At 58.3% G+C, this 22,716-nt stretch carries 19 protein-coding genes, 2 tRNA genes and 7 pseudogenes; 21 read left to right on the top strand and 7 right to left on the bottom strand.

All coding sequences use genetic code 11. The features are described from left to right. The first annotated feature begins 57 nt into the window (after window positions 1–57). From istA to RE429_RS30010, 3 genes and pseudogenes are all read left to right on the top strand, one after another. Window positions 58–1,347, top strand: a complete 1,290-nt coding sequence (gene istA, locus RE429_RS30020; RefSeq protein WP_414476266.1) for an IS21 family transposase — start codon at window positions 58–60, stop codon at window positions 1,345–1,347. Next, window positions 1,347–2,146: pseudogene (gene istB / locus RE429_RS30015) on the top strand (IS21-like element helper ATPase IstB). The gene istA and the pseudogene istB overlap by 1 nt, the downstream one beginning before the upstream one ends. 136 nt (window positions 2,147–2,282) lie before the next feature. Further along, window positions 2,283–2,566: pseudogene (locus tag RE429_RS30010) on the top strand (IS3 family transposase); the annotation flags it as partial. 131 nt (window positions 2,567–2,697) lie between these two features. On the opposite strand, the gene RE429_RS30005 reads toward RE429_RS30010, so the two are convergent. Next, the gene (locus tag RE429_RS30005) at window positions 2,698–3,537 is read right to left on the bottom strand and encodes a transporter substrate-binding domain-containing protein (protein ID WP_414476458.1); all 840 of its coding nucleotides are present in this window, start codon (window positions 3,535–3,537) and stop codon (window positions 2,698–2,700) included. Window positions 3,538–3,925: 388 nt separating this feature from the next. Here RE429_RS30005 and RE429_RS30000 point away from each other — a divergent pair, with 388 nt between their 5' ends. The 5 genes from RE429_RS30000 to RE429_RS29980 all read left to right on the top strand — a co-directional run bounded on the left by RE429_RS30000 (window position 3,926) and on the right by RE429_RS29980 (window position 8,311). Next, complete coding sequence (locus tag RE429_RS30000) at window positions 3,926–4,663, top strand: ribonuclease activity regulator RraA (protein ID WP_414476457.1); 738 nt, start codon at window positions 3,926–3,928, stop codon at window positions 4,661–4,663. Window positions 4,664–5,265: 602 nt separating this feature from the next. Continuing rightward, window positions 5,266–5,871: a GntR family transcriptional regulator gene (locus RE429_RS29995; RefSeq protein ID WP_414476456.1), complete on the top strand. Its 606-nt coding sequence runs from the start codon at window positions 5,266–5,268 to the stop codon at window positions 5,869–5,871. A 332-nt stretch (window positions 5,872–6,203) separates the two neighbouring features. Next, window positions 6,204–6,974 (top strand): amino acid ABC transporter ATP-binding protein, encoded by a 771-nt coding sequence (locus RE429_RS29990; RefSeq protein WP_414476455.1) that lies wholly within the window; start codon window positions 6,204–6,206, stop codon window positions 6,972–6,974. A gap of 10 nt (window positions 6,975–6,984) precedes the next feature. Beyond that, window positions 6,985–7,656 (top strand): amino acid ABC transporter permease, encoded by a 672-nt coding sequence (locus tag RE429_RS29985; protein ID WP_414476454.1) that lies wholly within the window; start codon window positions 6,985–6,987, stop codon window positions 7,654–7,656. Window positions 7,657–7,669: 13 nt separating this feature from the next. Then, the gene (locus tag RE429_RS29980) at window positions 7,670–8,311 is read left to right on the top strand and encodes an amino acid ABC transporter permease (protein ID WP_414476453.1); all 642 of its coding nucleotides are present in this window, start codon (window positions 7,670–7,672) and stop codon (window positions 8,309–8,311) included. A gap of 228 nt (window positions 8,312–8,539) precedes the next feature. Here RE429_RS29980 and RE429_RS29975 read toward each other — a convergent pair. Further along, a pseudogene (locus RE429_RS29975) lies at window positions 8,540–8,778 on the bottom strand (DDE-type integrase/transposase/recombinase); the annotation flags it as partial. A 140-nt stretch (window positions 8,779–8,918) separates the two neighbouring features. Between RE429_RS29975 and RE429_RS29970 the strand changes: the two are divergent. From RE429_RS29970 to RE429_RS29955, 4 genes and pseudogenes are all read left to right on the top strand, one after another. Further along, window positions 8,919–8,994: transfer RNA gene (locus RE429_RS29970), tRNA-Ile, on the top strand. A 131-nt stretch (window positions 8,995–9,125) separates the two neighbouring features. Next, window positions 9,126–10,084: pseudogene (locus tag RE429_RS29965) on the top strand (IS3 family transposase); the annotation flags it as partial. A 198-nt stretch (window positions 10,085–10,282) separates the two neighbouring features. After that, a pseudogene (locus RE429_RS29960) lies at window positions 10,283–11,352 on the top strand (IS110 family transposase). A 16-nt stretch (window positions 11,353–11,368) separates the two neighbouring features. Next, window positions 11,369–11,554, top strand: a pseudogene (locus RE429_RS29955) (IS3 family transposase); the annotation flags it as partial. Window positions 11,555–12,179: 625 nt separating this feature from the next. Here the strand turns inward: RE429_RS29955 and RE429_RS29950 are convergent. Continuing rightward, window positions 12,180–12,256: transfer RNA gene (locus RE429_RS29950), tRNA-Pro, on the bottom strand. A gap of 47 nt (window positions 12,257–12,303) precedes the next feature. Then, window positions 12,304–12,513: a cold-shock protein gene (locus tag RE429_RS29945; RefSeq protein ID WP_414476451.1), complete on the bottom strand. Its 210-nt coding sequence runs from the start codon at window positions 12,511–12,513 to the stop codon at window positions 12,304–12,306. A gap of 375 nt (window positions 12,514–12,888) precedes the next feature. Between RE429_RS29945 and RE429_RS29940 the strand changes: the two genes are divergently transcribed. The 8 genes and pseudogenes from RE429_RS29940 to RE429_RS29905 all read left to right on the top strand — a co-directional run bounded on the left by RE429_RS29940 (window position 12,889) and on the right by RE429_RS29905 (window position 18,932). After that, entirely contained in the window at window positions 12,889–13,140 is a 252-nt protein-coding gene (locus RE429_RS29940) for a hypothetical protein (protein WP_414476450.1), read from the top strand. A gap of 728 nt (window positions 13,141–13,868) precedes the next feature. Next, entirely contained in the window at window positions 13,869–14,768 is a 900-nt protein-coding gene (locus RE429_RS29935; protein WP_414476449.1) for a DNA/RNA non-specific endonuclease, read from the top strand. Next, window positions 14,765–15,019 carry a hypothetical protein gene (locus RE429_RS29930; protein WP_414476448.1) on the top strand — a complete coding sequence of 85 codons (255 nt, stop codon included), beginning with the start codon at window positions 14,765–14,767 and terminating at the stop codon, window positions 15,017–15,019. Before RE429_RS29935 ends, RE429_RS29930 begins: the two co-directional genes overlap by 4 nt. Before the next feature lie 165 nt (window positions 15,020–15,184). Beyond that, the gene (locus RE429_RS29925) at window positions 15,185–15,352 is read left to right on the top strand and encodes an excalibur calcium-binding domain-containing protein (protein WP_414476490.1); all 168 of its coding nucleotides are present in this window, start codon (window positions 15,185–15,187) and stop codon (window positions 15,350–15,352) included. Between the two features lie 430 nt (window positions 15,353–15,782). Next, a pseudogene (locus RE429_RS29920) lies at window positions 15,783–16,496 on the top strand (IS6 family transposase). A 486-nt stretch (window positions 16,497–16,982) separates the two neighbouring features. Next, complete coding sequence (locus RE429_RS29915; RefSeq protein ID WP_414476447.1) at window positions 16,983–17,195, top strand: hypothetical protein; 213 nt, start codon at window positions 16,983–16,985, stop codon at window positions 17,193–17,195. 174 nt (window positions 17,196–17,369) lie between these two features. After that, on the top strand, window positions 17,370–18,524 hold the full coding sequence (gene repC, locus RE429_RS29910; protein ID WP_414476446.1) for a plasmid replication protein RepC: 1,155 nt from the start codon (window positions 17,370–17,372) through the stop codon (window positions 18,522–18,524). Between the two features lie 156 nt (window positions 18,525–18,680). Beyond that, a complete protein-coding gene (locus tag RE429_RS29905) occupies window positions 18,681–18,932 on the top strand; it encodes a WGR domain-containing protein (protein ID WP_414476444.1) in 252 nt (83 codons plus the stop codon). A 30-nt stretch (window positions 18,933–18,962) separates the two neighbouring features. Here RE429_RS29905 and RE429_RS29900 read toward each other — a convergent pair whose 3' ends face one another. Then, window positions 18,963–19,166 (bottom strand): hypothetical protein, encoded by a 204-nt coding sequence (locus RE429_RS29900; protein WP_414476443.1) that lies wholly within the window; start codon window positions 19,164–19,166, stop codon window positions 18,963–18,965. A 593-nt stretch (window positions 19,167–19,759) separates the two neighbouring features. On the opposite strand from RE429_RS29900, the gene xseB reads away from it, so the two are divergent. Next, on the top strand, window positions 19,760–19,927 hold the full coding sequence (gene xseB / locus RE429_RS29895; RefSeq protein WP_414476489.1) for an exodeoxyribonuclease VII small subunit: 168 nt from the start codon (window positions 19,760–19,762) through the stop codon (window positions 19,925–19,927). Window positions 19,928–20,154: 227 nt separating this feature from the next. Here the strand turns inward: xseB and RE429_RS29890 are convergent, their stop codons facing one another. Then, entirely contained in the window at window positions 20,155–21,060 is a 906-nt protein-coding gene (locus tag RE429_RS29890) for a hypothetical protein (RefSeq protein ID WP_414476442.1), read from the bottom strand. Between the two features lie 915 nt (window positions 21,061–21,975). Then, window positions 21,976–22,263: a hypothetical protein gene (locus tag RE429_RS29885; protein ID WP_414476441.1), complete on the bottom strand. Its 288-nt coding sequence runs from the start codon at window positions 22,261–22,263 to the stop codon at window positions 21,976–21,978. Between the last annotated feature and the right edge of the window lie 453 nt (window positions 22,264–22,716).

Genomic DNA, 22,716 nt, shown 5'->3' with positions numbered 1-22,716 from the left:
GAAACTGACCCCCTGACGAAAGGAAGACCTGACCCCTCCTTGGCAAAGGAGGAATAGATGTCGATTGGGGTTTCAGTGGATCCTGCATTGTCGCGCACGATGCGGGGAGACGAGATGCTTCAGGCTGAGGAGGTGGCTGCGATGCTGCGGCTGCATGGGCTTGGCTGGGGTGCCAAGCGGCTGGCGAAAGAATTTGGGTGCGCGCGCAATACGGTGCGGCGCTATCTGCGCCAGGGCGGGGCTGTTGTTTTCCGCAAGCCCGTGCGCCGGACTGTTTTCGACGGGCTGGATGAGTGGCTGCGGGAGCGCTTCTTCCGGCATAGCGGCAACGCCGACGTGGTGCGCCAGGAACTGGCGAGCGAGCACGGCATCGTCATCGGGCTTCGCTCGGTGGAACTGCGGGTGCAGCGCTGGCGCCGGGAGTTGAAGGCGCAGATGCGGGCAACCGTGCGGTTTGAGACGGCCCCGGGCCAGCAGATGCAGATCGACTTCGGCGACACGCGGGTGTGGATCGGCGGTGAGCGGGTGCGGCTGCACCTGTTCGTGGCAACGCTTGGCTACTCGCGCCGGCTGCATATCCGTCCCTCACTGCGGGAGCGCCAGGCGGACTGGTTCGAGGGCATGGAAGGCGCCTTTTTGCGCTTCGGCGGGGTTCCAGCGGAAGTGCTGTTCGACAATCCCAAGGCGCTCGTCGAGCATCACGATGCGGCCACCCGGGAGGTGCGGTTCAATGGGCGGCTGCATGCCTTTGCCCGCTACTGGGGATTTGCACCCCGCGCCTGTGCGCCCTACCGGGCGCGCACGAAGGGAAAGGACGAGCGCGGGGTCGGCTACGTCAAGAAGAATGCCATTGCCGGCCGCCGGTTCGAGAGCTGGGCCGCCCTCGAGGCGCATCTGGATCGATGGACGCGTGAGGTCGCTGATCAGCGGGTGCATGGCACCACCGGCGTGGCTCCGGCAGAGCGCTTTGCGGACGAGGCCGGGGCACTTCGTCCCCTCGGCGGGCGGGCGCCGTTCGGGCAGCTGCGGGATCTGGTGCGCAAGGTTCAGGCTGACTGCGCGATCGACCTGGACACGAACAGCTACTCGGTGCCCTGGCGGCTGATCGGGGAGAGCGTCCAGGTCGTGGTGCTGGGCGGACGCGTGATCGTGCGTCATGCGGGCGAGGTCGTCGCCGATCATGCCCTGTGCCGGGGCCGCCGCCAACGGATTGTCGAGCGTGCGCATCTGGCCGGCGTGGTCGGCGCCGCGGGGCCGGTGCGGTCGGCGCCGACGGACATCGTTGTGCCGCCCGCCCTGCTGCGGCCGCTGGCCGAGTATGAGGCGCTGGTGGGAGGAGGCTGGTGATGACGGCCATCGATCACGAGGCGCTGGTGGCGATGCTCGATCGGCTCAAGCTGACGGCGATCCGCGACCAGCTCGACACGCTGCTGGACGAAGCAGCCCGGTCGGACATGACCTTGCGCGAGGCCCTAGCGTTCCTGGTCCGGTGCGAGATCGCACGGCGCGACGAGCGGCGGATCGCCATGGCGAGCAAGATCGCCCAGTTCCCGTTCGTGCGCGAGCTCGACGGCTTTGACTTCGACGCGCAGCCGTCGCTGGATCCGCGACAGGTCCGGGAGTTGGCCACCTGCCGCTGGATTGCGCATGGGGATGCGGTCTTGCTTTTAGGGCCGCCGGGCACCGGCAAAACTCATCTGGCGGTCGCTCTCGGACGCGAGGCGATCCGGCAGACCTATAGCGTGCAGTTCGTCACGGCCGCGACGCTGGTGGCAAGCTGGCCAAGGCCCATGACGATGGCTTGCTCGACAAGCAGCTGACGATCTTGGCGCGGCCGAAACTGCTGATCATCGACGAACTTGGCTATCTGCCGTTTGAGGCCAATGCGGCGCATCTGTTCTTCCAGCTGGTGTCGCGCCGCTACGAGCGGGGCTCGATCCTGATCACCTCCAATCGCTCCGTGGGCGAATGGGGATCAGTTTTTGGGGACGCCGTCGTGGCGACAGCGATATTGGATCGCCTGCTTCATCATTCGACGGTGATCACCATCCGCGGCGACAGCTACCGGCTTCGTGAAAAGCGCCGATCCGGCCTTCTGCAGAAGGCCGGAGTAGCCCTCGAAACTGAGGGAGACACAAAGCGATGAGAGGGGGTCAAACCTTCAATTCGCCCAAGGGGTCAATTCTTCGGTTCGGTTGACACTCTTACACCACGCCACGGGACACGATCCTAACGTAGGATGGCCTGACCGCAGTTCCCGGTAGCTTATTTCGTCAGCCTCAAGTGACAGTACCGTGCAATACGCGGCCGAGGCCTACGCCCAACAACTGGCTCTGATGAAGGCGAAGGCGTCAATGAGCCGAACGGCTTGCTGCTACGACAATGCCCGATGGAGTCGTTCTTCCATTCCTTGAAGGTCGAGCTGGTCCATCAACGGAGCTGGGCGACCCGCGAAGAGGCGCGGCGCGACCTGTTCAGCTACATCGAGGGCTACTACAATCGGCAGCGCATTCATTCGGCTCTCGGGTATCTCACGCCCGAACAGGCCGAGCGGACAGCGAGCTAACCCGGTGTCCACTCAATCGGGGGAAGATCAGAGGGCCGAATGACTTCCCGGATGCACCACTTAGTCTGTCCAGCCGAATGATCCGCTGGACAGACGTGTTGCACGGTCGCTTATGCAGTACTGCCGGTGCATTAATCCAATTTAGGAACGCTTAAGTCCGGTACGTCTTGTCCAATCCACTTAAGGCGAATGTCACGCAGTGAACCGTCAGCTTTAGCGTCCTCGATTGCCTTATTAATCGCACCGAGTAATTCATCTGCACCTTTACGTACGCCAACGCCCTGAAGCTGGCTGCGGATTGCAAATTTGCGCTCGTAAATCTCAGGCAGAACCTTCTCAAGTGCTTTGATGGAAGTATCGGACAAAGATGAGCCATCAACCTGAGCGGAGATCACCGCTTGTCGCGTAGTCGCATCGTCGTCGAAACGAAGGATTGTAGTGCCGCTTGGGGCATTCTTTGTCAGAGACAAATCATCAGTGCTACCGCGGGTAACAGCAAAGCTGGACCCTGCCATGTCCTGCCAGCTCTTAATATTCCGATCTTTTCGGGCGATCAGCCACGAGTTTAGTCGTTCATATGGTATAGAAAAATCTACCTGTTGAGCTCGTTCTTGGGTCATTCCCAAGGCCGCCACCAGTATATCGACCTTGCCTGATAACAGAAAGGGAATCCGGTTAGCGCCAGCGACTGGAACGATCTCAACCGGAAGACCCAACTTTTTACCGAGCAACTTCGCAAAGTCGATGTCAAATCCGTCGGGCTTGCCTTCCCGATCGATAAAGCCGTAGGGGCTAAAATCAACTAATGAGCCCACGACAAGCCTACGTTTACCACGCAAGTCATCTAAACTTTGCGAAAACGCCACGGATGACGCAATAAACGCCATCATGAAGGCTATTAGACCAAATGTTCTTTTCACTGTGCTTTCCTCCCTGTGATCAATCTCAGCCTTGAGAAGCGGCTGAAACAATTTCCTCTCGCGAAAGGCAGATCTTACGGTGCTTCTGAAAGACGTAAGGATAGTCCTGCTCAGGAGCTGCGCCTCCTTGTCTAACCTCTCTAAAGGCCTGCAGTTATCTTTCGGTCTTCAAAGAAGCGACATCTACCAGGTTCGATCCCCGCCGTGCTGTGATCATTGTCAGCCAATCCCGAGGCCTGCACGCTTACATACAAACGGAGGGTACGCAAGCCTGATATATTAGATGTTAAACCTGTTCGTTCCGGCCAAGTTGCATCCCATCTGGCAAGGTATAGGCAACGCGTAGGAGGCCGTTTCTGGCGGGCGGTTAACGAGATATGCTTGCCCTCCCTCGTGGCATCTGATATATCACAGGTCAATGCAAAACGGAGTTCGGTAAGTGATTCAAACCGTCGATATTCAGAGGCCTTCCCGCGAGTTGATCGAACAGGTTGGCGTGTTCGGAACGGCAAACATTGCGAGCACGCTTTACAAATTAGGAATCAAGAATGTTTTGATCTCAGGGCCTGTGAGTCAGAGCTCCGGACGCAAGATTGTCGGGCCTGCGCTTACACTCCAGTTCATGCCCAAGCGTGATGACATTTATGGGGAGGGAGAATACGTCGATCCTGAAAAACAACTGCACCGCCATGCTCTGTATCACGCCCAGGAAGGGGATATCGTGGTCGTTGACGCCCGAGGCGACATGCGCAGTGGCATTTTTGGCGAGATGATGCTGACCTATCTGAAAGGCCGAGGCGGCCAGGGCATCGTGGTTGATGGATGTATCCGGGACTGGCCCAGCGTTAAGCACCTTGGCCTCGGCGTCTGGACGAGAGGATTCACCCCGAATTTTCATACGCAGGCCGAGATCATGCCGTTCGCGGTGAATACGCCAGTCGCATGCGGCGGCGCGTTAGTCATGCCCGGCGACATCATCGTAGCGGACGATGACGGCGTCGTGGTCGTTCCCATTGGGATTGCTCAGAAGCTCATTCAGGCTGTGCCGAAAGAGTATGGCTGGGAAGACTTCACAAAAGAGCAGCTCCTAAAGGGCGGTGATCTGAGAGTTTACTACCCGCTTTCAGAGGCCGCCTATCCCGAATATGAAGATTGGAAAAAGTCGCGGGCCAAGTGAACCCATACAGCCGCAGCAGATCGGCGCTGGCGGTGTTAGTCCAAAGGACAAGGCGAGTAAGCTCATTGCGAAATGCTAAAATGAGGGGGAGGCGGCTTTTGGCTGGCTCTTCCGAGGGCTCTTCATGAGGCAGTAACAAGTGCTGATCACGTGCTGGGTCATGCTGTGTCATTCAGGTCGTAATCGCTTTCGTGTCCTGTCGTCGACCTCATCATCCCGGTATGCAGTATCCACTTGCTCTGCCACATCGCTCAATAAGTGCTCTCGACGCCAGCGGTCCACGGGGACCTTGGCCGCTGATGAGGTATGCGGAATAAGTACCTGTTGTCACCCGTCCATCGAATGTGTGAGACGACTCTCACATCATTCTCGTTGCTCGTCTTGGTATTCTTGACTTGCCAAGCCACTGTTAAATAAGGGAGATAGTGCGGTGCTGATTATCGTACTGCACTGGGAGGCATGGCCTCAATATTATCACCCCTGCAGGAACGACAACTCTTGTCTCAGAGGTTGACATGTCATCGAAGTTTCCGCCTCCTCAGTCCCTGAGCGATTTCGCATTCAACGCTGTCCGACAGATGATCCTGGACGGAGATCTTCGCATGGGCGAGCAGATTTCAGAGGCGCGGCTTTCTGCCGAGTTGAATGTTTCCAAATCTCCAATCCGTGAGGCCTTATACCGTCTTCAAGTCGAGGGCTTGGTGCGGGTATATCCACGGCGGGGAACTTTTGTCTTTTCTCCAACTCACGAAGAGTTGGATCAGATATTTGCATTCAGATCTTGTGTTGAGAGCGGTGCGCTCGAGATTGCGTATGGCAACGCACCAGCTGAATTGATTGAGAGACTGTCTGCGATCTTGTCCGAGATGGGAGCGGCGCTGAACGAGGACGACCTCGTAGCATATCATAACCTCGACTCGACTTTCCATGCTGCGATTATGGACTGCTCTGGCAATGAGTTTCTAAAGCGATCTTACGAGTTGGTTGCAGGCAAGGTTATCGCTATGAGGTTGCGGTTTTCCGCTAAACCAGAGCACGTACGTTTGTCGTTTACTCAGCACGAAACCATCGTCTGGCACCTCAAGCATGGGGACCTAGCGCTCGCGGTCGCCGTGCTTCGTCGCCACGTTGAGTGGCGTGAGGGCCAGAACGTTTTCTGGAAGCTGGACGCGCCAGCTGAAATGCCACGCCGCGTTCGAGAAACTTGAGTTAGAATGGTTTTGTTTCGTTGAGAGTTTCGGATCACATACACGATCCCGCTGGCCACCCGCCGGTCGCCCACGAGCGGAACCCATGAGCTAACGGGAAACATGGTGAGATCCGCACCAGCAGGCGCTCGCTCAGCAGGAACAAGCCACCTTCAGCCCGTCGATCGCAGATGGCACAGAATCACTCCTCGGGCTCATTCAATAGTTCCCGAGCCCACCGTAAGCCCAGCACACCATCTACTGCGTCTGACAGAAGCTCACACGAACCTTGTAGTCATGTGATATCTGGTATATCACATGGGCTGGGTTTCCTCCACGGAGAAGCAACTTCTATGTACGACGCCTCCAGGACTGCTCCAACAATCCAGCCGATGATCCACTTAGATCGGGTCTTCAAGTTGTACGTACGCTCCTTTCAGGCTCTCGTGGATATCAACTTCAGCGTATCAAGTGGCGAACGCGTCGTGATTTGTGGCCCCTCTGGATCAGGTAAGTCCACGTTGATCCGCTGTATAAATGGCCTCGAGAGCATAGATAGCGGGCGAATTGAAGTTGATGGCGTTTTCATCCCAGGCCAATCTGCCGCGCTGCAGCAAATCCGCCGGACAGTCGGCATGGTATTTCAGCAATTCAATTTGTTCCCACATATGACGGTACTTGAAAACTGCACGCTTGCCCCCATCCGAACCGCGAGGCTATCGCGGGCGGAGGCAGAGGAATTGGCAATGCATTTTCTGACCCGCGTGCGGATTGCCGACCAAGCCAAGAAATATCCTGCCCAGTTGTCTGGTGGACAACAGCAGCGGGTAGCGATTGCCCGAGCATTAGCTACCAAGCCAAAGGTATTGCTTTTTGATGAGCCGACCTCAGCGCTCGACCCAGAGATGGTTAAAGAAGTTCTTGATACCATGGTGTCCCTCGCTGAGGATGGCATGACCATGATTTGCGTGACCCACGAGATGGGTTTTGCCCGCAAGGTTGCCGATCGCGTTGCTTTCATGTCCGCCGGCAAAATCGTCGAAACTGCCGCACCAGATGCGTTTTTCTCAGCCCCCCGGAATGAGTCTTTAAAGACATTTCTCTCGACCCTGCTCAATCATTAGGGGGCATCAAGTGGGCTTTGATCTTAAATTCGCATTCTTGCTGACCACGTGGCCCGAGTTTCTTCTCGGGGCTTTCGGGACGATTCAGCTTACAGCTATAACATTTTTGATAGCGCTGCCTTCGGCCACTGCGCTCGCTGTGATCAAAATGACTACGCCTGGCTGGGTTCGCTGGGGCATAAACATTTACGTGGAGCTAATCCGCAACACCCCGATTCTCGTGCAGCTGTTCTTCATCTTCTTCGGGTTGCCGGCTTTAGGCATTCGCCTCAGCCCAAACACTACCGCAGTCATTGGACTGTCGCTCTATAGCACCGCCTATCTCGTAGAGGTTATTCGCTCCGGACTTTTAAGTGTGCCAAAGGGACAGATCGAGGCTGCGCGAGCTCTAGGCCTTGGGCCAATCGATGTTTTTCGGGATGTAATATTCGTCCCAGCATTGCGAGTTGTATTTCCGGCAATCACAAGCCAGTTTGTTATGATTCTGCTCACAACTAGCGTAGCATCAGCAATCTCAGCGAATGAATTGACGCACACCACAAACTTTATCCAATCGGTCACATTTTTGAGTTTCGAAGCATACATAGTTTCAGCGGCATTATATTTTCTCAGCGGGTCCATATTTTTGGGCTTATTTGCCATAGTAAACAGAATGATCTTCTCGTATCCCATGGCTAAATAAGGACGTTGCAGTAATGTACCGTGAATTTGACCTCCACGAAGTATCCTTCATCCTTTTTGCACTGCGATGGACTCTGTTGTTAACGGCAGTCGCTTTTTGTGGGGGGGCGGTGCTTGGATTAGCGATCGCATTCATGCGGCTGTCTCGGGTTCGCATAATCAGGGCAATTGCACTGATCTATATTCGGGTCAATCAGGGCGTTCCCTTGCTAACGCAACTATTCCTGGTTTTTTTTGGCATCAGTATGCTCGGGTTGGAAGTCAGCGCGTTTACTGCAGCGGCCATTTGCTTTGTGTTGAATGCGAGCGCTTTCTTGGGCGAAACTTGGCGCGGGTGCATTCAATCCATACCACAAGGGCAAGTGGAGGCCGGATATGCGCTGGGTCTGGGAAAGATTGACATCAATCGTTTCGTCGTCATTCCTCAGGCCGCGCGAATTGCGTCGGGGCCAACAGTCGGGTGCCTAGTCTACATAGTCAAAGGCACGTCACTTTCATCCTTGATCGGCTTTGTGGAACTCACTCGTGCGGGCCAAATCGTCAACAATGCTACCATGGCACCGTTTATGGTTTTCGGCATAGTCGGCGGGCTATATTTCCTCCTGTGTTGGCCGCTCTCATTATTAGCTGGGCGTCTGGAAAGGGCATCGTCATAGCTGGACGCTCCCTGCCGGCAAGGGTTTTGTTGAACGTGAGTGCAAGTGGCCGGGTGCAGGCATATCTACGGCCTGTTGGTGCGGTTGAGGAGCGCGCAAGGTTTGTGCAATAACCTCGGCACCTTGGACGAAGCATGAACATTCCTCAGGTGATCGCCCCTCAGGCAGCGTCGGTTCTGTCGCGAATTTTCGATGAGGACAGAAAGTGAGCTACTCCACTCGCAGGTCTCACACAGCCAGGATGTTGAACTGCTCGGCGAGGGATAGCTGCGAACTGTGGGCGTACTTCGCTTGTCTCTTGCGCATCATGTGAACCATCTCGATCCTACCCAGAATCGCGCGCGAGCGGACGCCATTGACTTGAATCCGAGCATCGGTTGAACCCGGCGCTTGACGGCGCGATGGTCCTGCCCAATCCGATTGTTGAGGTAGCGACTTTGACGGATTCGGATGAGCTTGGCTATCCGTACTGGGACGAGAGCGACACTCCCGCCTATCGCAGCTTCCTCAGCGGAACGGGAATGAGACACACCAAGTACTCTCCGGACCCGCTGTGACCCGCAAGATACAGCCAAACCCGTGCCAGTCCGGCATCATCGGCCTGTGTGGGCCTGTCGCTCAATGGTTAGAGCCGGCCGCTCATAACGGTCTGGTTGGGGGTTCAAGTCCCTCCAGGCGCACCACTCACTGCCTCGCATCGGAGACGTGCGATCCTTGCTGAGCGCATCGCTCGCCAAAGCCATAGCCTGCCAAACGTCATGATTGGACTTGCTTCGAAAAAATGGAGAGCCTTTGATGAAGCAGGAGGATCTCCATGCCCCACACACGCTTTACGAACGAGTTTCGGGATGAGGCTGTGCGGCTCGCCCTGACCAGTGGCCGCAGCCGACGCGCGATCGCCGAAGACCTTGGGATCGGCTTGTCGACCCTGCGGCACTGGCTTGATCGCCGCCGTGAGCGTGAGATCGACGATCCGCCCGAGGAGCGGCAGGAGGATATGGCAGCCGAGCTGAAGCGGCTGCGGCGCGAGAACGAGATCCTGCGTCAGGAGCGGGAGATCCTGAAGCGGGCAACAGCTTTTTTCGCCAAGGAGGGAAGTCGATGAGGTTCCAACTCATCGATGCGGCGAAAGAGGAATTCCCCGTCACGCGTCTGTGCCAGGTCCTGGGTGTCAGCCCGAGCGGCTACTTCGCCTGGCGATCGCGTCCAGCGAGCCCACGCCAGAGGGAGGATCTGATCCTCTTAGCCCACATCCGATCGGCCTATGCGCTCTCGCATGAGACCTACGGGAGTCCTCGTATGACCCGTGAGTTGCAGGACGAGGGCTTCGGCATCGGCCGGCGCCGCACCGCCCGGCTGATGCGCGAGAACGGCCTCAAAGCCCGGCAGAAGCGCCGCTTCAAGCGCACCACTGACAGCCACCACGCCTTTCCGATTGCACCCAACCTGCTCGAGCAGGACTTCTCGGCCAAACGCCCGAACCAGAAATGGAACGCGGACATCTCGTACGTGTGGACGAGCGAGGGCTGGCTGTACCTGGCCGTGGTTCTTGATCTGTTTGCCCGGCGTGTGGTTGGTTGGGCCGTCAGTGACCGGCTCCACAAGGAGCTGGCGCTTGAGGCGCTGCGCAAGGCTCTGGCGATCCGAAGACCTGGTGAGGGGCTGACCCATCACGCGGACCGCGGCAGTCAATATTGCGCAATCGAGTACCAGGCTGCGCTGAAGGCACACGGCATCGCGATCTCGATGTCCGGCAAAGGGAATTGTTACGACTGTGAGAATGTCAGAGCCGCTCGGAGGGCCTGACCCTTGTTATGATTGACCGCGTGTCATTGTGTTGACGTGTCGGCCTTCCGGGCGGCACCTGACCTTCTGCTACAGCGTGACTTGATAGGAGCTTGGGGACTCGTCCCGTCACAGTCCTGTCCGCCCGCAGGAACCCGTCAGGGCCCCAGCCGCGGAGGAATAGGAATGCAAGAGACCGATCCTGCCGAGATCATCATCGGCGTTGACACCCACAAAGAAGCCCATACCGCTGTCGCCATCAACGGGCTCGGGGCCCGCCTTAGTGCCATCACCGTGTTGGCAAGCCGCAGAGGCTATCAGGAGCTGGAGACCTGGGCCCGATCCTTTGGCTCCGTCCGCGCCTTCGGGATCGAGGGGACCGGCTCCTATGGGGCTGGCCTGGCACGCTTCCTGCACGAGAGAGGCCATTGCATCATCGAGGTCAACCGCCCCAATCGCCAGATCCGACACCAGCATGGCAAGAATGACCCGCTTGATGCTGAGAACGCGGCCCGCGCCGTTCTCAGTGGCCAGGCAAGGGCGGCTCCGAAGTCGGGCACCAGCTCCGTGGAAATGATCCGCCATCTCAAGGTGGCGCGAGACACCGCCGTCAAGAGCCGCACCCAAGCGATGGTCACCCTCAAGACGATCATCGTCAATGCTCCCGTTGCCTTGCGCGAGAGCTTGACGGCCTCACCGGCAAAATGACCCTGATCCGCCATTTAGCCGCCCTGAGACCGGGAGCGATGACTTCACCAACAGCCTCAGCCAAAGCAACATTACGCGCTCTCGCCCGGCGCTGGCTGATGCTCGATGCTGAGATCAAAAGCCACGATGCCGATCTCGATGCTCTGACCACCGCCTGCGCGCCGACCCTGAAGGAGGCTCATGGCATGTCGACCGGTACGGCTGCCGAGATGCTGATTCTCGTCGGCGACAATCCCGAGCGCATCCGCTCGGAGGCAGCCTTCGCCAAACTGTGTGGCGCCTGTCCCATTCCGGCCTCGAGCGGCAAGACTTCACGTCACCGTCTCAACCGCGGTGGCCATCGTCAGGCTAACGCGGCTCTATATCGCGTCGTCATTATCAGGATGCGCAGCCATCCACCAACCCTTGACTATGTCCGCCGACGAACGGCAGAGGGTAAAGGCAAGATGGAGATCATTCGTTGTCTCAAGCGCTTTGTCGCACGGGAGATCTTTGGCTATCTCTGCCGCGCTAGCAGGCCTCCCACAATGCTCTCTTCGGCCTCTTGACCTCTATAGGAGCATCAACTCGGTCGTCGAGACCTTCTTCAAGACCTTGAAGTCTGAGCTGGTCTGGCGCACCGTGTTCCAGACCCGGGCCGAGGCCAAGCAGGCGATCGGTCGTTATATCGATGGGTTTTACAATCCAGTCCGGCGTCATTCGACGCTCGATTACGTCAGTCCAGTTCAGTTTGAAAGGCTGGCCGGATAGCTACTAAACCGCTCTCCACTTAAGCGAAGCAAGTCCACTCTGTCGTTGTGGCGCTCCCATGGAGAACTTGGCCCATAGCGCATCCCTCCATTCCAAGGATAATATCGCACCATCAAACCCTGGGATCAAACACCTAGCCTGGGAGAATCGGGTTGGGAAACCCTCAGCTAGGGCGCTTGCGCTCCTGGGGGCAAGAACGCAAGCGCGAGGTACGCCACGCAACCGTGGCCATATTATGGATGTCTCGATACCTGCCAACAGGCCAACTCCGTGATGACGTGGCGTTTCAACTCCGCATCCGAGCAGGGGTCGTGCTCATCGTCAGCGCCAGCGCGCAAGGCAGATCGGCCTGAGCCTAGGACTTGGCCAAACACTCACATTCGCAGGCTGCACAAGAAGCAAGGCAAGGGCGTCATCGCGGTCACGGATCGCGCCGGTCTGGAGACGACGTCCTGTGAGCGCAACGGCGCGACTCGCCATCGTTTCGAGAGCCTGCTGCCTCGAACCGACAGCGGCCCGGACGATAAGCCTTAAAGGGCTTGCGGCTCCTGAGCGGCGACTGGCTAGGGATCGAAAGTGTCTGACTCCGTCCGAGCCTCAGCGCCTTCGAGTTCCGTCCCTCGGCTGGTCGGGGCGGCAGGATTTGAACCCGCGACCCTCTGCTCCCAAAGCAGATGCGCTACCAGACTGCGCTACACCCCCGTTTCCAGCCAGAAGCACGGGCGGACAATCCGCCCGCGTGTGCTTCCTCAGCCTGCCTTCAGATCGGCCGCGGATTCCTTGCCGGTCCGGCGGTCTGCCTGGACCTCGTACGAGATCTTCTGGCCTTCCACAAGGCCGCGCAGGCCGGCGCGCTCAACCGCGCTGATGTGCACGAACACATCCTTGCCCCCCGTGTCTGGCTGAATAAAGCCATAGCCCTTCTGGTCGTTGAACCACTTCACGGTACCTGTCGCCACGAAATTCTACCTTCTGGTTTCCTTATCCTGATGCGAGACGAGGGCCGCATCCTTGCTGTCGCTATTGTGAGCGGGCAGCATGGCGGCCTTCAGCCTCTAGGCTCCAGCTTATCTCGTCGACGATCCCGATCAAGCAGGCTGTGCCTCGCGATCCGATCCGTGACCAGCGCTCACCGGCTTTGAGCATGGGGTGCTCTGCGTCGACCACACTGGCCGGAGCCGTCCGAGCGGCTCTGTAGCTGAGGGAAATTCATTGTTCATTAACCATTGCGCCTCGAAGATGACGGCTGCCGAAAGGCAGGCGGGGAGCGCGCGGATGGACCGCCTCCTCGCCTTTTTGGCGTCTGGCCTCATCGCGACTCAAAGGAGCAAGGCGTGAACGGGATCCTCAAGGAACGTATTGGAGATCGGGTTGGCGCGCTGAAGATCTCCTGGCGCAGGGCATCCCTGGAGGCGGGTCTTGAGGCAGGGTTCATCCAGGACGTCATCACGGGACGTTCCAAGGATCCATCGGAGGACGCTCTTGCCAGCCTGGCTGCGGTCCTCAAGTGCAGCCCCGCCTATCTCATCGGGCAAACAGATGAGGTCAATGGCCAGGACGACTCGGCTTCCGGGGAGCTTCAATGAACTGCAGATATCGTGCAGCGGCCGGACGCGGTGATGGCTCTCAGGATTGTTGAGGAGCTGCTGGCCTCAGGCCATGTCGATGCCGCTCGCATCGCTGTCAAACGCGCCCTCAAAGCAATTGCGGTTGAATAGGTCAGCACCCGGCAGGGCTGGAGAAGGAACGCTTGCTGCGCATCACTCAGCTGCGCAACTCCGGCCTTGAAGAGCTGCCCCTCAGCCCCGGCGTATACCTCCCCATTTAGAACGGCTGTGGACATGGCTCTGATTCCATACCGAAATCCCACAGGGTTATCTGTTGCGGATGCTCACCGTGGAACTGCTGCAAAAACCCTTAGGCTATTCTTGATGCCCCGCAGATCCTTATGCTCCCGCTAATCTGCGGGCTCGAATTCTCGTTTGAGCGTGTTGTCGTCGTAAGGAACGGGCCCAGAAGTGATGCGCCCTCGCATTGAACCCGCCGCTTCCGAGCCTATGAATATGGGCAACATAGAGGGTATGATGGGCCAACGTCATAACAATCCTCTTAGGCCCCGCTGGAAGCGCCAGGGTCGGGCGCTATTCAGCGCTTCTGATCTTCATCGATACGGCCTTCGCCGGGTTAGGAGACCGGCTGGTGAGAGGCCGCCGCGGCGCACACGAGTTGCAATGGTGCTCAGGCGGCAACTGGCCCTGATCTGGAATGGACCATGGCTCATCCTGTCCCGTCTTGCTGGACTGTCAGATCGTCCATGAGACTGTTTGCTTTCGCCATAGGTCTCGTCCTTGCCACCTGCTCTTTGGCCCCGCAGGCGAGCGCTCAAAGCTGTCCGCAGCACTTCTTCAGCGGGACCGCTCCAAAGCTGCTCAATCCCAAACTCGAGCCGAAGACCCGGCAGATCTGCTATTCCGAATTCGCTCTGTTGCACTCCGGGCTGACCCGGACGCCGCTCTGGGTGGCCGAGCATCTCACCCCCGAGCGGGTCGCCGGGGCCCGGGATCTCAACCGGGTCGACAAATTTCATCCGGACGCCAACCTGCCCGCCAATGAGCGGGCCGAACTCTCCGACTATGTCCGCAGTGGCTACGACCGGGGCCACATGGCGCCGGCCGGGGACATGGCCACGCCGGAGGGAATGGCCGAGTCGTTCTCGCTCGCCAACATGGTGCCCCAGGACCGGGACAATAATCGCTTTCTCTGGGAGAGCATCGAACGGGCCGTGCGGCAGTACTCTGAGCGGCAGGAGATCTATGTGGTCACAGGCCCGATCTTCCAAGGGGAGAACCTCCAGAGCCTCAAGGGACGGGTTCTGGTGCCCACGCATCTGGCCAAAGCCGTCTATGATCCGCGGCGCAACGCCGGGGCGGCCTACCTGGTCCCGAACCAGCCCGGGAATGATTACAAGATCGTCTCGCTGGCCGAACTGCAGCAGCTGACGGGGATCGACGCTTTTCCACAAGTGGCAGCATCCGTAAAGCAAACCGCCATGGAACTGCCGACGCCGCAGCTGCGCCGGTCTCGGCGCAATGCCGGGCCGGCCCCGAGATCGCCTTCCAGCGACGAGCAGCCGGCGCCAAGCCCTGGCTCTCAGAATGGCGACTTTCTTGGGGGAATCCTCAATGCCATTGATAATTTTGGACGCCGCCAATGACCAAGTTTCAGCCCTTTTCCGATGATAGCGCCTCGCTCAACATCCATGATCTCACCGTCGAGAACGGCACGGACAAAGTCGTGATCTACGGCTCGTTGGATCTGACCAGGGACAAAGAGGGCCTGGAGAACGCTCGGGCCTTGAAGGCGCTGGTGGATGGCATTGTAAAGGCTTTGGCCCACGACAAGGACCTGCCGGATAAGGTTCAGCCGGACGAACCAACACAGCAGGTCAAGAATCCATTTGCCTAGGCATGATTTCCGGCCGAACATGGCCCTGGAGCTCAGACGTAAGGAAGATCTGGGCAAGTGGGGGCGATCGTGCGGAAGGTCACGGTGTTTGTGCTTGCGGCCGTAGCCGCCGGTGGGATCAGCTTATCGGCAGAAGCAAGCAGCCAGCGTGCCAAGGAATGGCTGATGGCCAGGGGCGGGAGCTGTAAGTCGGTCAGCACCTGCGAAGAGGCCGTCGAGCTCTGGTGTGGCGGCTACAGCCGAGCGGACGGCGATGGCGATGGCATTCCCTGCGAGAACGTCTGCCGGTCGAGGTCTCAGGTTGATGCGATCAAGCAGCGGATTGGGTGCTGATTGCCAGGGATGGTCTATTTCAGCCAGGGCGCGAGGGCTGGTCCGATCATGGTGGCTCTCAGGATAAGCAAGGTCCGCCGATGCGCCCTCCGGGTCGCTACGGTGAATGCTGCTTCGGGATCGATCTCCCCGATGTTCATCGGTACCCTCGCGTTCTGACGCCTTGTTGGTTATCCCAGGCGACTAAAGAACGGAGAAGTACTTCTACCTCGCACCAATCAGTCGTCTTCCATTATTGCTTGCTGGATAGCCTCACGGACTGTGATCTTTGGGCTTGCGGTGCAAACCTTCCTGATCTTCTGACCCAATTCTTTCATCATTGCGTCAGCCTCTGCATCACCTGTCTTCACGTTACCAAAGACGCTTCTGTTGCAGCTTTGAAGCTTGCTCCACCTGATCTACGACAGGAGGCTGAGAGGAGCTGGCAGTGGTGCAAGGTAACAAGAACCCGTTCAGGGGTCGGCAGTTCACGGCAGAGATCATCCTCTGGGCTGTCCGCTGGTATCTACAGTTTCCGATCAGTTATCGCGATCTCGGGCGCATGTTCGCCGATCGTGGCGTGCAGGTGAACCACACAACTCTCTTCCGCTGGATCCAGGCTTACGCTCCCGAACTGGACAAGCGTTTGCGACCGCATCTGCGCATGACGAACGGATCCTAGAGAGTGGATGAAACCTATGTCCGGGTGAAGGGAAAATGGGTGTATCTCTACCGCGCTGTCGATGCTCGCGGCCAAACAATCGATTTCCTACTCTCCCCTAGGCGAGATGCCGCTGCGGTACGGCGGTTCTTCCGGAAAGCGCTGAAGCAGCCGCATACGGTCAATCCGCGGACCATTACGGTCGATAAGAATGCAGCCTATCCGATCGCCACGAGAGCCATGAAATTGGATGGAGAACTCTGGCGCTTCGCCAAGCTCCGGCAGGTGAAGTTCCTGAATAACCTCGTTGAGCAGGATCACCGGCGCATCAAGCGCCTGATCCGGCCAGGGCTGGGCTTCAAGAGCTTTGTGACGGCCACCCAGACGATCGCAGGCTATGAGGCGATGGCGATGATCCGCAAGGGACAGGTTGTGAGCGCACCAGCGAATGAAACGCGGGCTCAGCGCGACTTCATTGCTACCCTGTTCGGCATAGCCGCATAACCAGCGTCCCCGTCCGGCCTTCGCTTGACCTACGTCAGCAGTTGCAACGGAACCCGTCTTCCCGTGTGGCACGCACTCGACGCTCCAGGAGATCCGGCCGCGCATGGACAAAGGCCTCCCACGGCCCACTAAAACCGATCTCTCAACGGCGTCCTAGAATCTAGTTCAAACATCCATCTGCGGTGGTGGTTTCGTCCCGAGTCATTAACCACTCTCGCCTGCACACGCCCGAATCATATTGCATGATCGCGTGTCGAACTTCGGCAGGAATACTAGGGAGTTACGAATCGAGTGCGTAACTTGGAATCATCCGGAACCGGGCTTTTACCTACGAATTGACTCGCCCTTTTGAGCTAAATGATTCTTTGCAAAGAAGTTTCCCACCGCTGAATCGATCTATTGTGAATGGATTCTTGACGCCCGACTCCACAGCCAACTCAGAATCGGTCATCACTCGAAACGGTACGAGTGTAACGGGTGGATGCCATGCCTGATGCAAAGCAGACCGAGCGCGTTCAACGCTTCCGTAAATCCCGCAAGGAGCGGGGTGATCGGGAGATGAACGTCTGGGTTCCTGGACTTCTCGGCGCTGCAATCGACCAAGCCGTCGAAAGCGGGCGCTTCAAGTCCCGTCAGGAGGTCATCACTCACGCCCTCGAGACCATGTTTGCCCAAAAGGATCGAAATGTCGTGACGTAACCCAGGCAAAGCAAAAGGCCCACGAAGCTGGAAACTTCGAGGGCCTTTGGAGACCACCGCGAGGGTGGGCATTCGGAATTGGTTGCACAATCCTTATGCCATCCCGACAAACTGAATGTCAAGAGCATCGGTTTCGGTGAACGCTCCCGCTTTGCCCTCAACATGGAGGGTACGATGCAGCTTGCATCGTCAGGAGGCCGGCGGCTGAGACATGCTGCTCTGGCCGCAAGAGAGCTTGCGCTCGAAACCGGGCGCACGGTGACGCGCAAAGAACTGTCCGCCGCGGCCCGGGATGCCGCGAAAGCCTTGGAACTCCGGAACGGGCCCCGATCGGTCCTCTCGGAGCTCGTCGCCTGCTGGGGCGAGCAGGAATGGGAACGGCTTCTGGTGTGGCCATCCAACGACTACCTCATGAGCCGCACCGGCTTGTCCGAACGATCCGTCCGGTATGCATTCAGGGTCCTCATCGACCAGCAACTGATCATCCCAAAGGAATCGCCCAACGGAAAGCGCTTTGCCGTCAAAGATTTGGCCGGTGAGATCGTCGACGCCTTCGGCTTCGACCTGACCCCTGTCTATGCCAGGCGAGGGGAGTGGGCCCAACGCCTCATCGAGCAGAAGCAGGTTCGGGACGCTCGCAAGCGCGCCTTCGATGAGATTACAGTTGCCCGCCGGGCCGCCGAGGAGGCTCTGAGCGCCCTTGTCGAGCACTACCCGGATCTGGATCGCTCTGATCTCGAGGACCGCCTCAAGGCTCTGAAAGCCCGGACGCCTGTGCGCAGCACGAAGGCCATGCCCCTGGATGCTCTCGATGAGTGGAAAGATCTGAGGACACTCTGCGAGAAAGCCTTCTTTGATGCTGGCAATGGGGGCAAAGATTGCCGCCACACTTATAACAACAACGGATCTCCTACCGAAGCTTGTAACAAAGGCTTTCCGAGGAAAGCTGAGGCGGTTCTTCCAAACGAACAAACCTCGGAGCACCTATCACCGGAATTGATCCTTGAGGCTTGCCCCACCATCAGCGATTACGGCCAGCCCGTGCGAGATCTCGCGGATATCGTCTCGGCCGGCCGCTACCTGCGAGCCTCGCTCGGGGCCCATGAAAGCGCCTGGGCCGAGGCGGTGGAGGATATCGGCACGGTCAAGGCGGCCATTGCAGTGATCTACGTTCTGCAGCTCTACGAGGATGACATGGCCAAGAACGGTGGGGAGAGCCGGATCAAGAACCCGGGCGGCTACTTCCGTGCCCTCACCCGCATGGTGAAATCTGGCAAGATCGACCTCGCCGTCGAGCTCCTGGCCATGAGGAGGCGAAGAATGTCATAGGGCGAGGAACCGTGCGCGTCGAGATGACGACTGGCTCGCGTGCCTGGGGTTCAGAGAGCGGCAACAGCAGGGTGCATCACTGATGTGAATCGTTGGTGCTCAATGGATTCAGGACTTTGATTGGACCTCGTCCCTGTGCCTGCGCGACACTGGCGCATGGCTCAAGACACGATCCAATCTCTGGTCCTTCACAGGTGCGATCCAAGCCGCAACATGGCTCGCTACTATGTTCTGTCGATCGAGCCCAGCTTGTTTGGCGATGCTGCCCTGATCCGTGAGTGGGGCCGCATTGGCCGACCAGGGCAGCGGAGGGTTGAGCTCTACGAAAACCGGTCATGTGCAGTGGAAGCCCTTGAGACCTGGCTCCAGCGAAAGCGACGACGCGGTTATTCGCTAAAAAGCCGATAGAGCAGGAGTACAGGGAAGCCGTGATTGGCCTCACCGTAAGATCTTGAGTAGTTCTTCGACAGCTTCAGCCTCCTTGAGACTGCCTCTCTCGTACTGGCGCAGCACGTCCCTGATCTGGGCGCGCTTTGAACGCGAACTGCCAGCTTGCCCATCATGGGCAGTTGCTTGGCGCTGGATGACGGATGGCAATTCGGGCTTGCAGAAGTAGGCTTGAGCTTTCTGCAGCAGTCTCATGTTCAGCATTCGTGGTAGATGCCTCATGATCAAGGTGGGAGCTCTTGAGGCCTGTTTGTTGCCTCCTATCCTTGGCAACCGAGAGGATTGAGGAAGACAGACTTTGGTAGAAAGCTTAGGAGCGGGAAAGTCGCCCTTCGATCACTGGCGAGGTCTGGGCAGAGCTTCTACAGTGCGCTGACAGCGTTGAGCGGACGCTGAGAAATGACACCGAATGGACGAGAGTTTCTCGCCGACCATCTTCCTTTATGGCATGGCCCTCGTGCTCGCCGTGGGAAAGGCGTTCACCCTGACGATCTGGCGGAGCCTTCCGAAGCCCAGACCAGGGCTTTGGCAAGAGATGCTGCAGGCCTGGAAGAACCGCAGGCTTCAGAAACTGGCCTCCACGAGGCCTGTCCAACAACCACAAAGTGTACGGACTGCGAACGAGCCCTCGAGGAGCGCTGAGGTGGTCAAAGTTGAGCCACACGCAGCAGCGCCGATGCCACACAACGATTCAGCAACACATATATTACCAAGGAACCAGAACAATGATGCACAATTCTGAGAACACCACGTCTGTGACCATGGGTCTGTAAGCCAAGCACTACAACATTCTCCAGGCGATTGCCGACCGGCTGCGGAGCGGCGGGCCCACGGATATCGACACATTGCTGGAGGACACCCGCAGGGCGATGGAGTCGTACGAGATCTGCAGGACCCGGCTTGAGGCGGTCCGGGCTGAACTGAATGCACAGATCAGCCGTGGCCAATCAACCTGATGGCACCTGCGGCCTGACACGATCATAGGACCCTTCGAACTAGAAGCAGGAGGCCGATGCGTGCCCTCAATAAGCACGTTGGCCTCACAACATTGTCCTTATCGCGGGTGCTGGCGCTTCCTGGGGGTGAGACTTCTGGCGAAGATCACCAAGAGGAGCAGAGATGCAACTGCACAGATGGATGAGGCTACCTCGATTGCACCCCACCCAATTGGGTCAGTTGGGTTCTAAGCTGCGCGAGCCGGCGTTGTCAGAGGGGACACTATCTCACCTACCACACAAGGTCCCTTGTCGGATATAAACGACATCCTCCGTGTTCCCGTGCCCTCCTTAGGCCGAACCTCCAGAGTCTCATAACGCACACTCCACAAACGTTCCTTGTACGGAAATTTGATTGTCCTCTCCCACTCCCTGCGTTCCAATGTACCGGTCCCGTAGGGGCATGTTATCTCCCTCCAGTCTACATAGGCTGCTCTCATGTGTTCAAATTTAATTGGATCCGGACTGCTGATGTTGTCCTTCTCATCAGTCTCGAAGGAAGAGCAATCCGAGATCTCCGGCGTATCCTCGGGCGCAACACCGAGGTAGCTGTCGGCATTCGGCCTCTCCTGTGGAACTCGACCAAGCGAAGTTGCGTGTGCCTCTGAACCTGCGAGTTCATCGAACTCGCGTCGGCTTGCTCCTCTTGCGGCCTTCCATCGTGCAACGGTCTCCCGCAGACGGAAGACACTTAAGAGCTCATCCGGCATCTCCTGCCACTGGAGGGGTGATAGACCCAAGAACCGTATCTCCGGTTTGTCAGATGCCAGAGGATTGTCCTGAGAGGGATCATTAAGGTGCTTGAGCAAAGCCAATTGGGTGACGTCATTGGAGGGCAAGACGAAGACCTCGGGGGAGCTTGGCCCGAGCATTTCCGCCGTACCCTCAAGAATGGCCTGCTTCACGAGGGATAGGAGATCTCGTAAGACCGGGCCGTATTCGGTGAGGGTGTCAACAATCGGAGTTGCAGATGCTCTGATTTTCTCGGCAGTGGCAATCTTCGCTTCCTTCCGTTCGCGCAGTTTTTGCTGCCGGAGTGCGTCCTGCTTCTTTTTTATCTCTTCTTGTTCTTTGGTCCTTGGCTTCCTCGCCATGGCTTCCTCTTCAAAACGCAAATCACAACCGACACTGATTGCGATTGATTATAGCAGGAGTCCGGCAAACCGCAGGAGAGATAGATAGAGTTGCGAAGTTATGGTCCACCGGCAGGTGCCAGACAGGACTATGTGGCATGTATATTGCGGTGAAGCCTTCCGACGTCGAAGTTTGTCGAAACCGCTGGGGTAGTAAGCAGCCCTTGAGGGGCAGGAGTAGGCTACCTCGACGCGACCAGATTGAGCGTGATTTACGGTCTTTCTGAGCGTGGGCCCAATACCTCAGTTTTGCCGCAGTGTGTGCGTGACTCACGCTCCCGAAGCTGATGGGCCTAATACCGCAAACGTGCCGCACTCGCTTCGTGAGTCACGCTGAAAGGTCAGCGGGCCCAATACCCCAGTTTTGCCGCAACGTATGTGTGACGCACGATCAGGAGCCCGTGGGCCCAATACCTCAGTTGTGGAGCAAGCTGCGTGTGACTCACGGACGAGTGCTCGCGGGGCCATACCCCAGTCTTCCCGCACCCGATCGTGACTCACGTTTTCGACGGTAGAACTCTGCACATCAAATGAGCGTTGCGCGGATCATGCTCATAGCCCAAGAGCCGTGGGCCCAATACCCCAGCTTTGGAGCAGCGGCTTGTTTCGCGTGAGCTGAGGTTACGTGACTCACGTTCAAAGTCGAATGGGCCCAATACCCCAAATTTGATGCAACCCCGGTTACCGACGTCACCAAGCCTATGGGCCCAATACCGCAGTTTTGCCGCAACCCATGCGTGACTCACGCTCAAGGAGGTTCAAGCTGACTTCTGCAGTCTTCCGGTCCTGGCGGAAACACTTGGGCCAGGGCTGGTAGTGATCAGGCCTATAATGCTGTCTGGCGGAGTTTCGATGCCTAACCCGGTCCTTAGTCCTTCACCTCAAAGTCCGCGATCTGCGGCGTTGGCGGTGCCGGCCGCCTTCGCCGGGAAACAGCGGCGGCATCGGCCGGCCGAAACCGCCGCCCTCGAGTTTGGCCTTCGCGTCCGAGCGCGCGATCCTGAGGTCGGCGTCGAAGGCGAGCGGAAGCTCGTCCTTGTAGCGCCGCAGCGTCGCCGCGCGGTAGGCGTTGACGTGCTGCTTCTCGCCGACCTTGAGGATGCGCGGAGGCGATCCTGGAACGACCAGAACGGCGTCGACGGCCCTGCGCTCGACCTTGCGCATCTCGTCGGGAAGCTCGAGCCCCGTCAGCGCCGAATAGATCGAGCGGGCGAGCGGCCAGCGGTCGCCGCACTTGGCCCCGGGAACTGGTACTCGTTGTCGTGGGCCGCGCTTGTTGGAGGTGTCCCTAAGGATGACGGACCGAAGGCTGTGTGCATGCGTGCAAAGACGATGCCTGGTCCCCGGTAGCGGCTCTTCACCACGCAGGAGAGCGGCATTGCATTTCTTGAAGCCTATTCGCCGGCTGTCAGTAGCATTGGGGGCGGGCGGCTCCGGACGAAAGCGCGGTCTAGAAGGGATCTCTATCTCATTGGGCCTCACCATTGGCGCATGCGCTGGATTTGAGCCGGGCGAGGCCGGGGTAATATCGCGCCGGCCCTTCGGCCGGAAGCATCCCGGGTCTTCCGGAGGCTGCTTGTCAGCCGGGCCGCGCCGCTCCTGAGAGTGGCAGAGGCC

Source organism: Microvirga sp. M2, assembly GCF_047497095.1.
Lineage (GTDB): Bacteria > Pseudomonadota > Alphaproteobacteria > Rhizobiales > Beijerinckiaceae > Microvirga.
The sequence above is the reverse complement of the archived record's forward strand: the minus strand, read 5'-3'. Positions and strand labels throughout refer to the sequence as shown.

Bases quoted from the DNA above. Each gene is read 5' to 3' on its own strand.
- istA (WP_414476266.1), top strand. From the start codon at position 58: ATGTCGATTGGGGTTTCAGTGGATCCTGCATTGTCGCGCACGATGCGG.
- RE429_RS29900 (WP_414476443.1), bottom strand. From the start codon at position 19,166: ATGAGACTGCTGCAGAAAGCTCAAGCCTACTTCTGCAAGCCCGAATTG.
- RE429_RS29980 (WP_414476453.1), top strand. From the start codon at position 7,670: ATGTACCGTGAATTTGACCTCCACGAAGTATCCTTCATCCTTTTTGCA.
- RE429_RS29915 (WP_414476447.1), top strand. From the start codon at position 16,983: ATGCCTGATGCAAAGCAGACCGAGCGCGTTCAACGCTTCCGTAAATCC.
- RE429_RS29935 (WP_414476449.1), top strand. From the start codon at position 13,869: ATGAGACTGTTTGCTTTCGCCATAGGTCTCGTCCTTGCCACCTGCTCT.
- RE429_RS29905 (WP_414476444.1), top strand. From the start codon at position 18,681: ATGGCTCAAGACACGATCCAATCTCTGGTCCTTCACAGGTGCGATCCA.
- RE429_RS29890 (WP_414476442.1), bottom strand. From the start codon at position 21,060: ATGGCGAGGAAGCCAAGGACCAAAGAACAAGAAGAGATAAAAAAGAAG.
- RE429_RS29930 (WP_414476448.1), top strand. From the start codon at position 14,765: ATGACCAAGTTTCAGCCCTTTTCCGATGATAGCGCCTCGCTCAACATC.
- RE429_RS29995 (WP_414476456.1), top strand. From the start codon at position 5,266: ATGGGCGAGCAGATTTCAGAGGCGCGGCTTTCTGCCGAGTTGAATGTT.
- RE429_RS29990 (WP_414476455.1), top strand. From the start codon at position 6,204: ATGTACGACGCCTCCAGGACTGCTCCAACAATCCAGCCGATGATCCAC.
- RE429_RS29925 (WP_414476490.1), top strand. From the start codon at position 15,185: ATGGCCAGGGGCGGGAGCTGTAAGTCGGTCAGCACCTGCGAAGAGGCC.
- repC (WP_414476446.1), top strand. From the start codon at position 17,370: ATGCAGCTTGCATCGTCAGGAGGCCGGCGGCTGAGACATGCTGCTCTG.
- RE429_RS29885 (WP_414476441.1), bottom strand. From the start codon at position 22,263: ATGCGCAAGGTCGAGCGCAGGGCCGTCGACGCCGTTCTGGTCGTTCCA.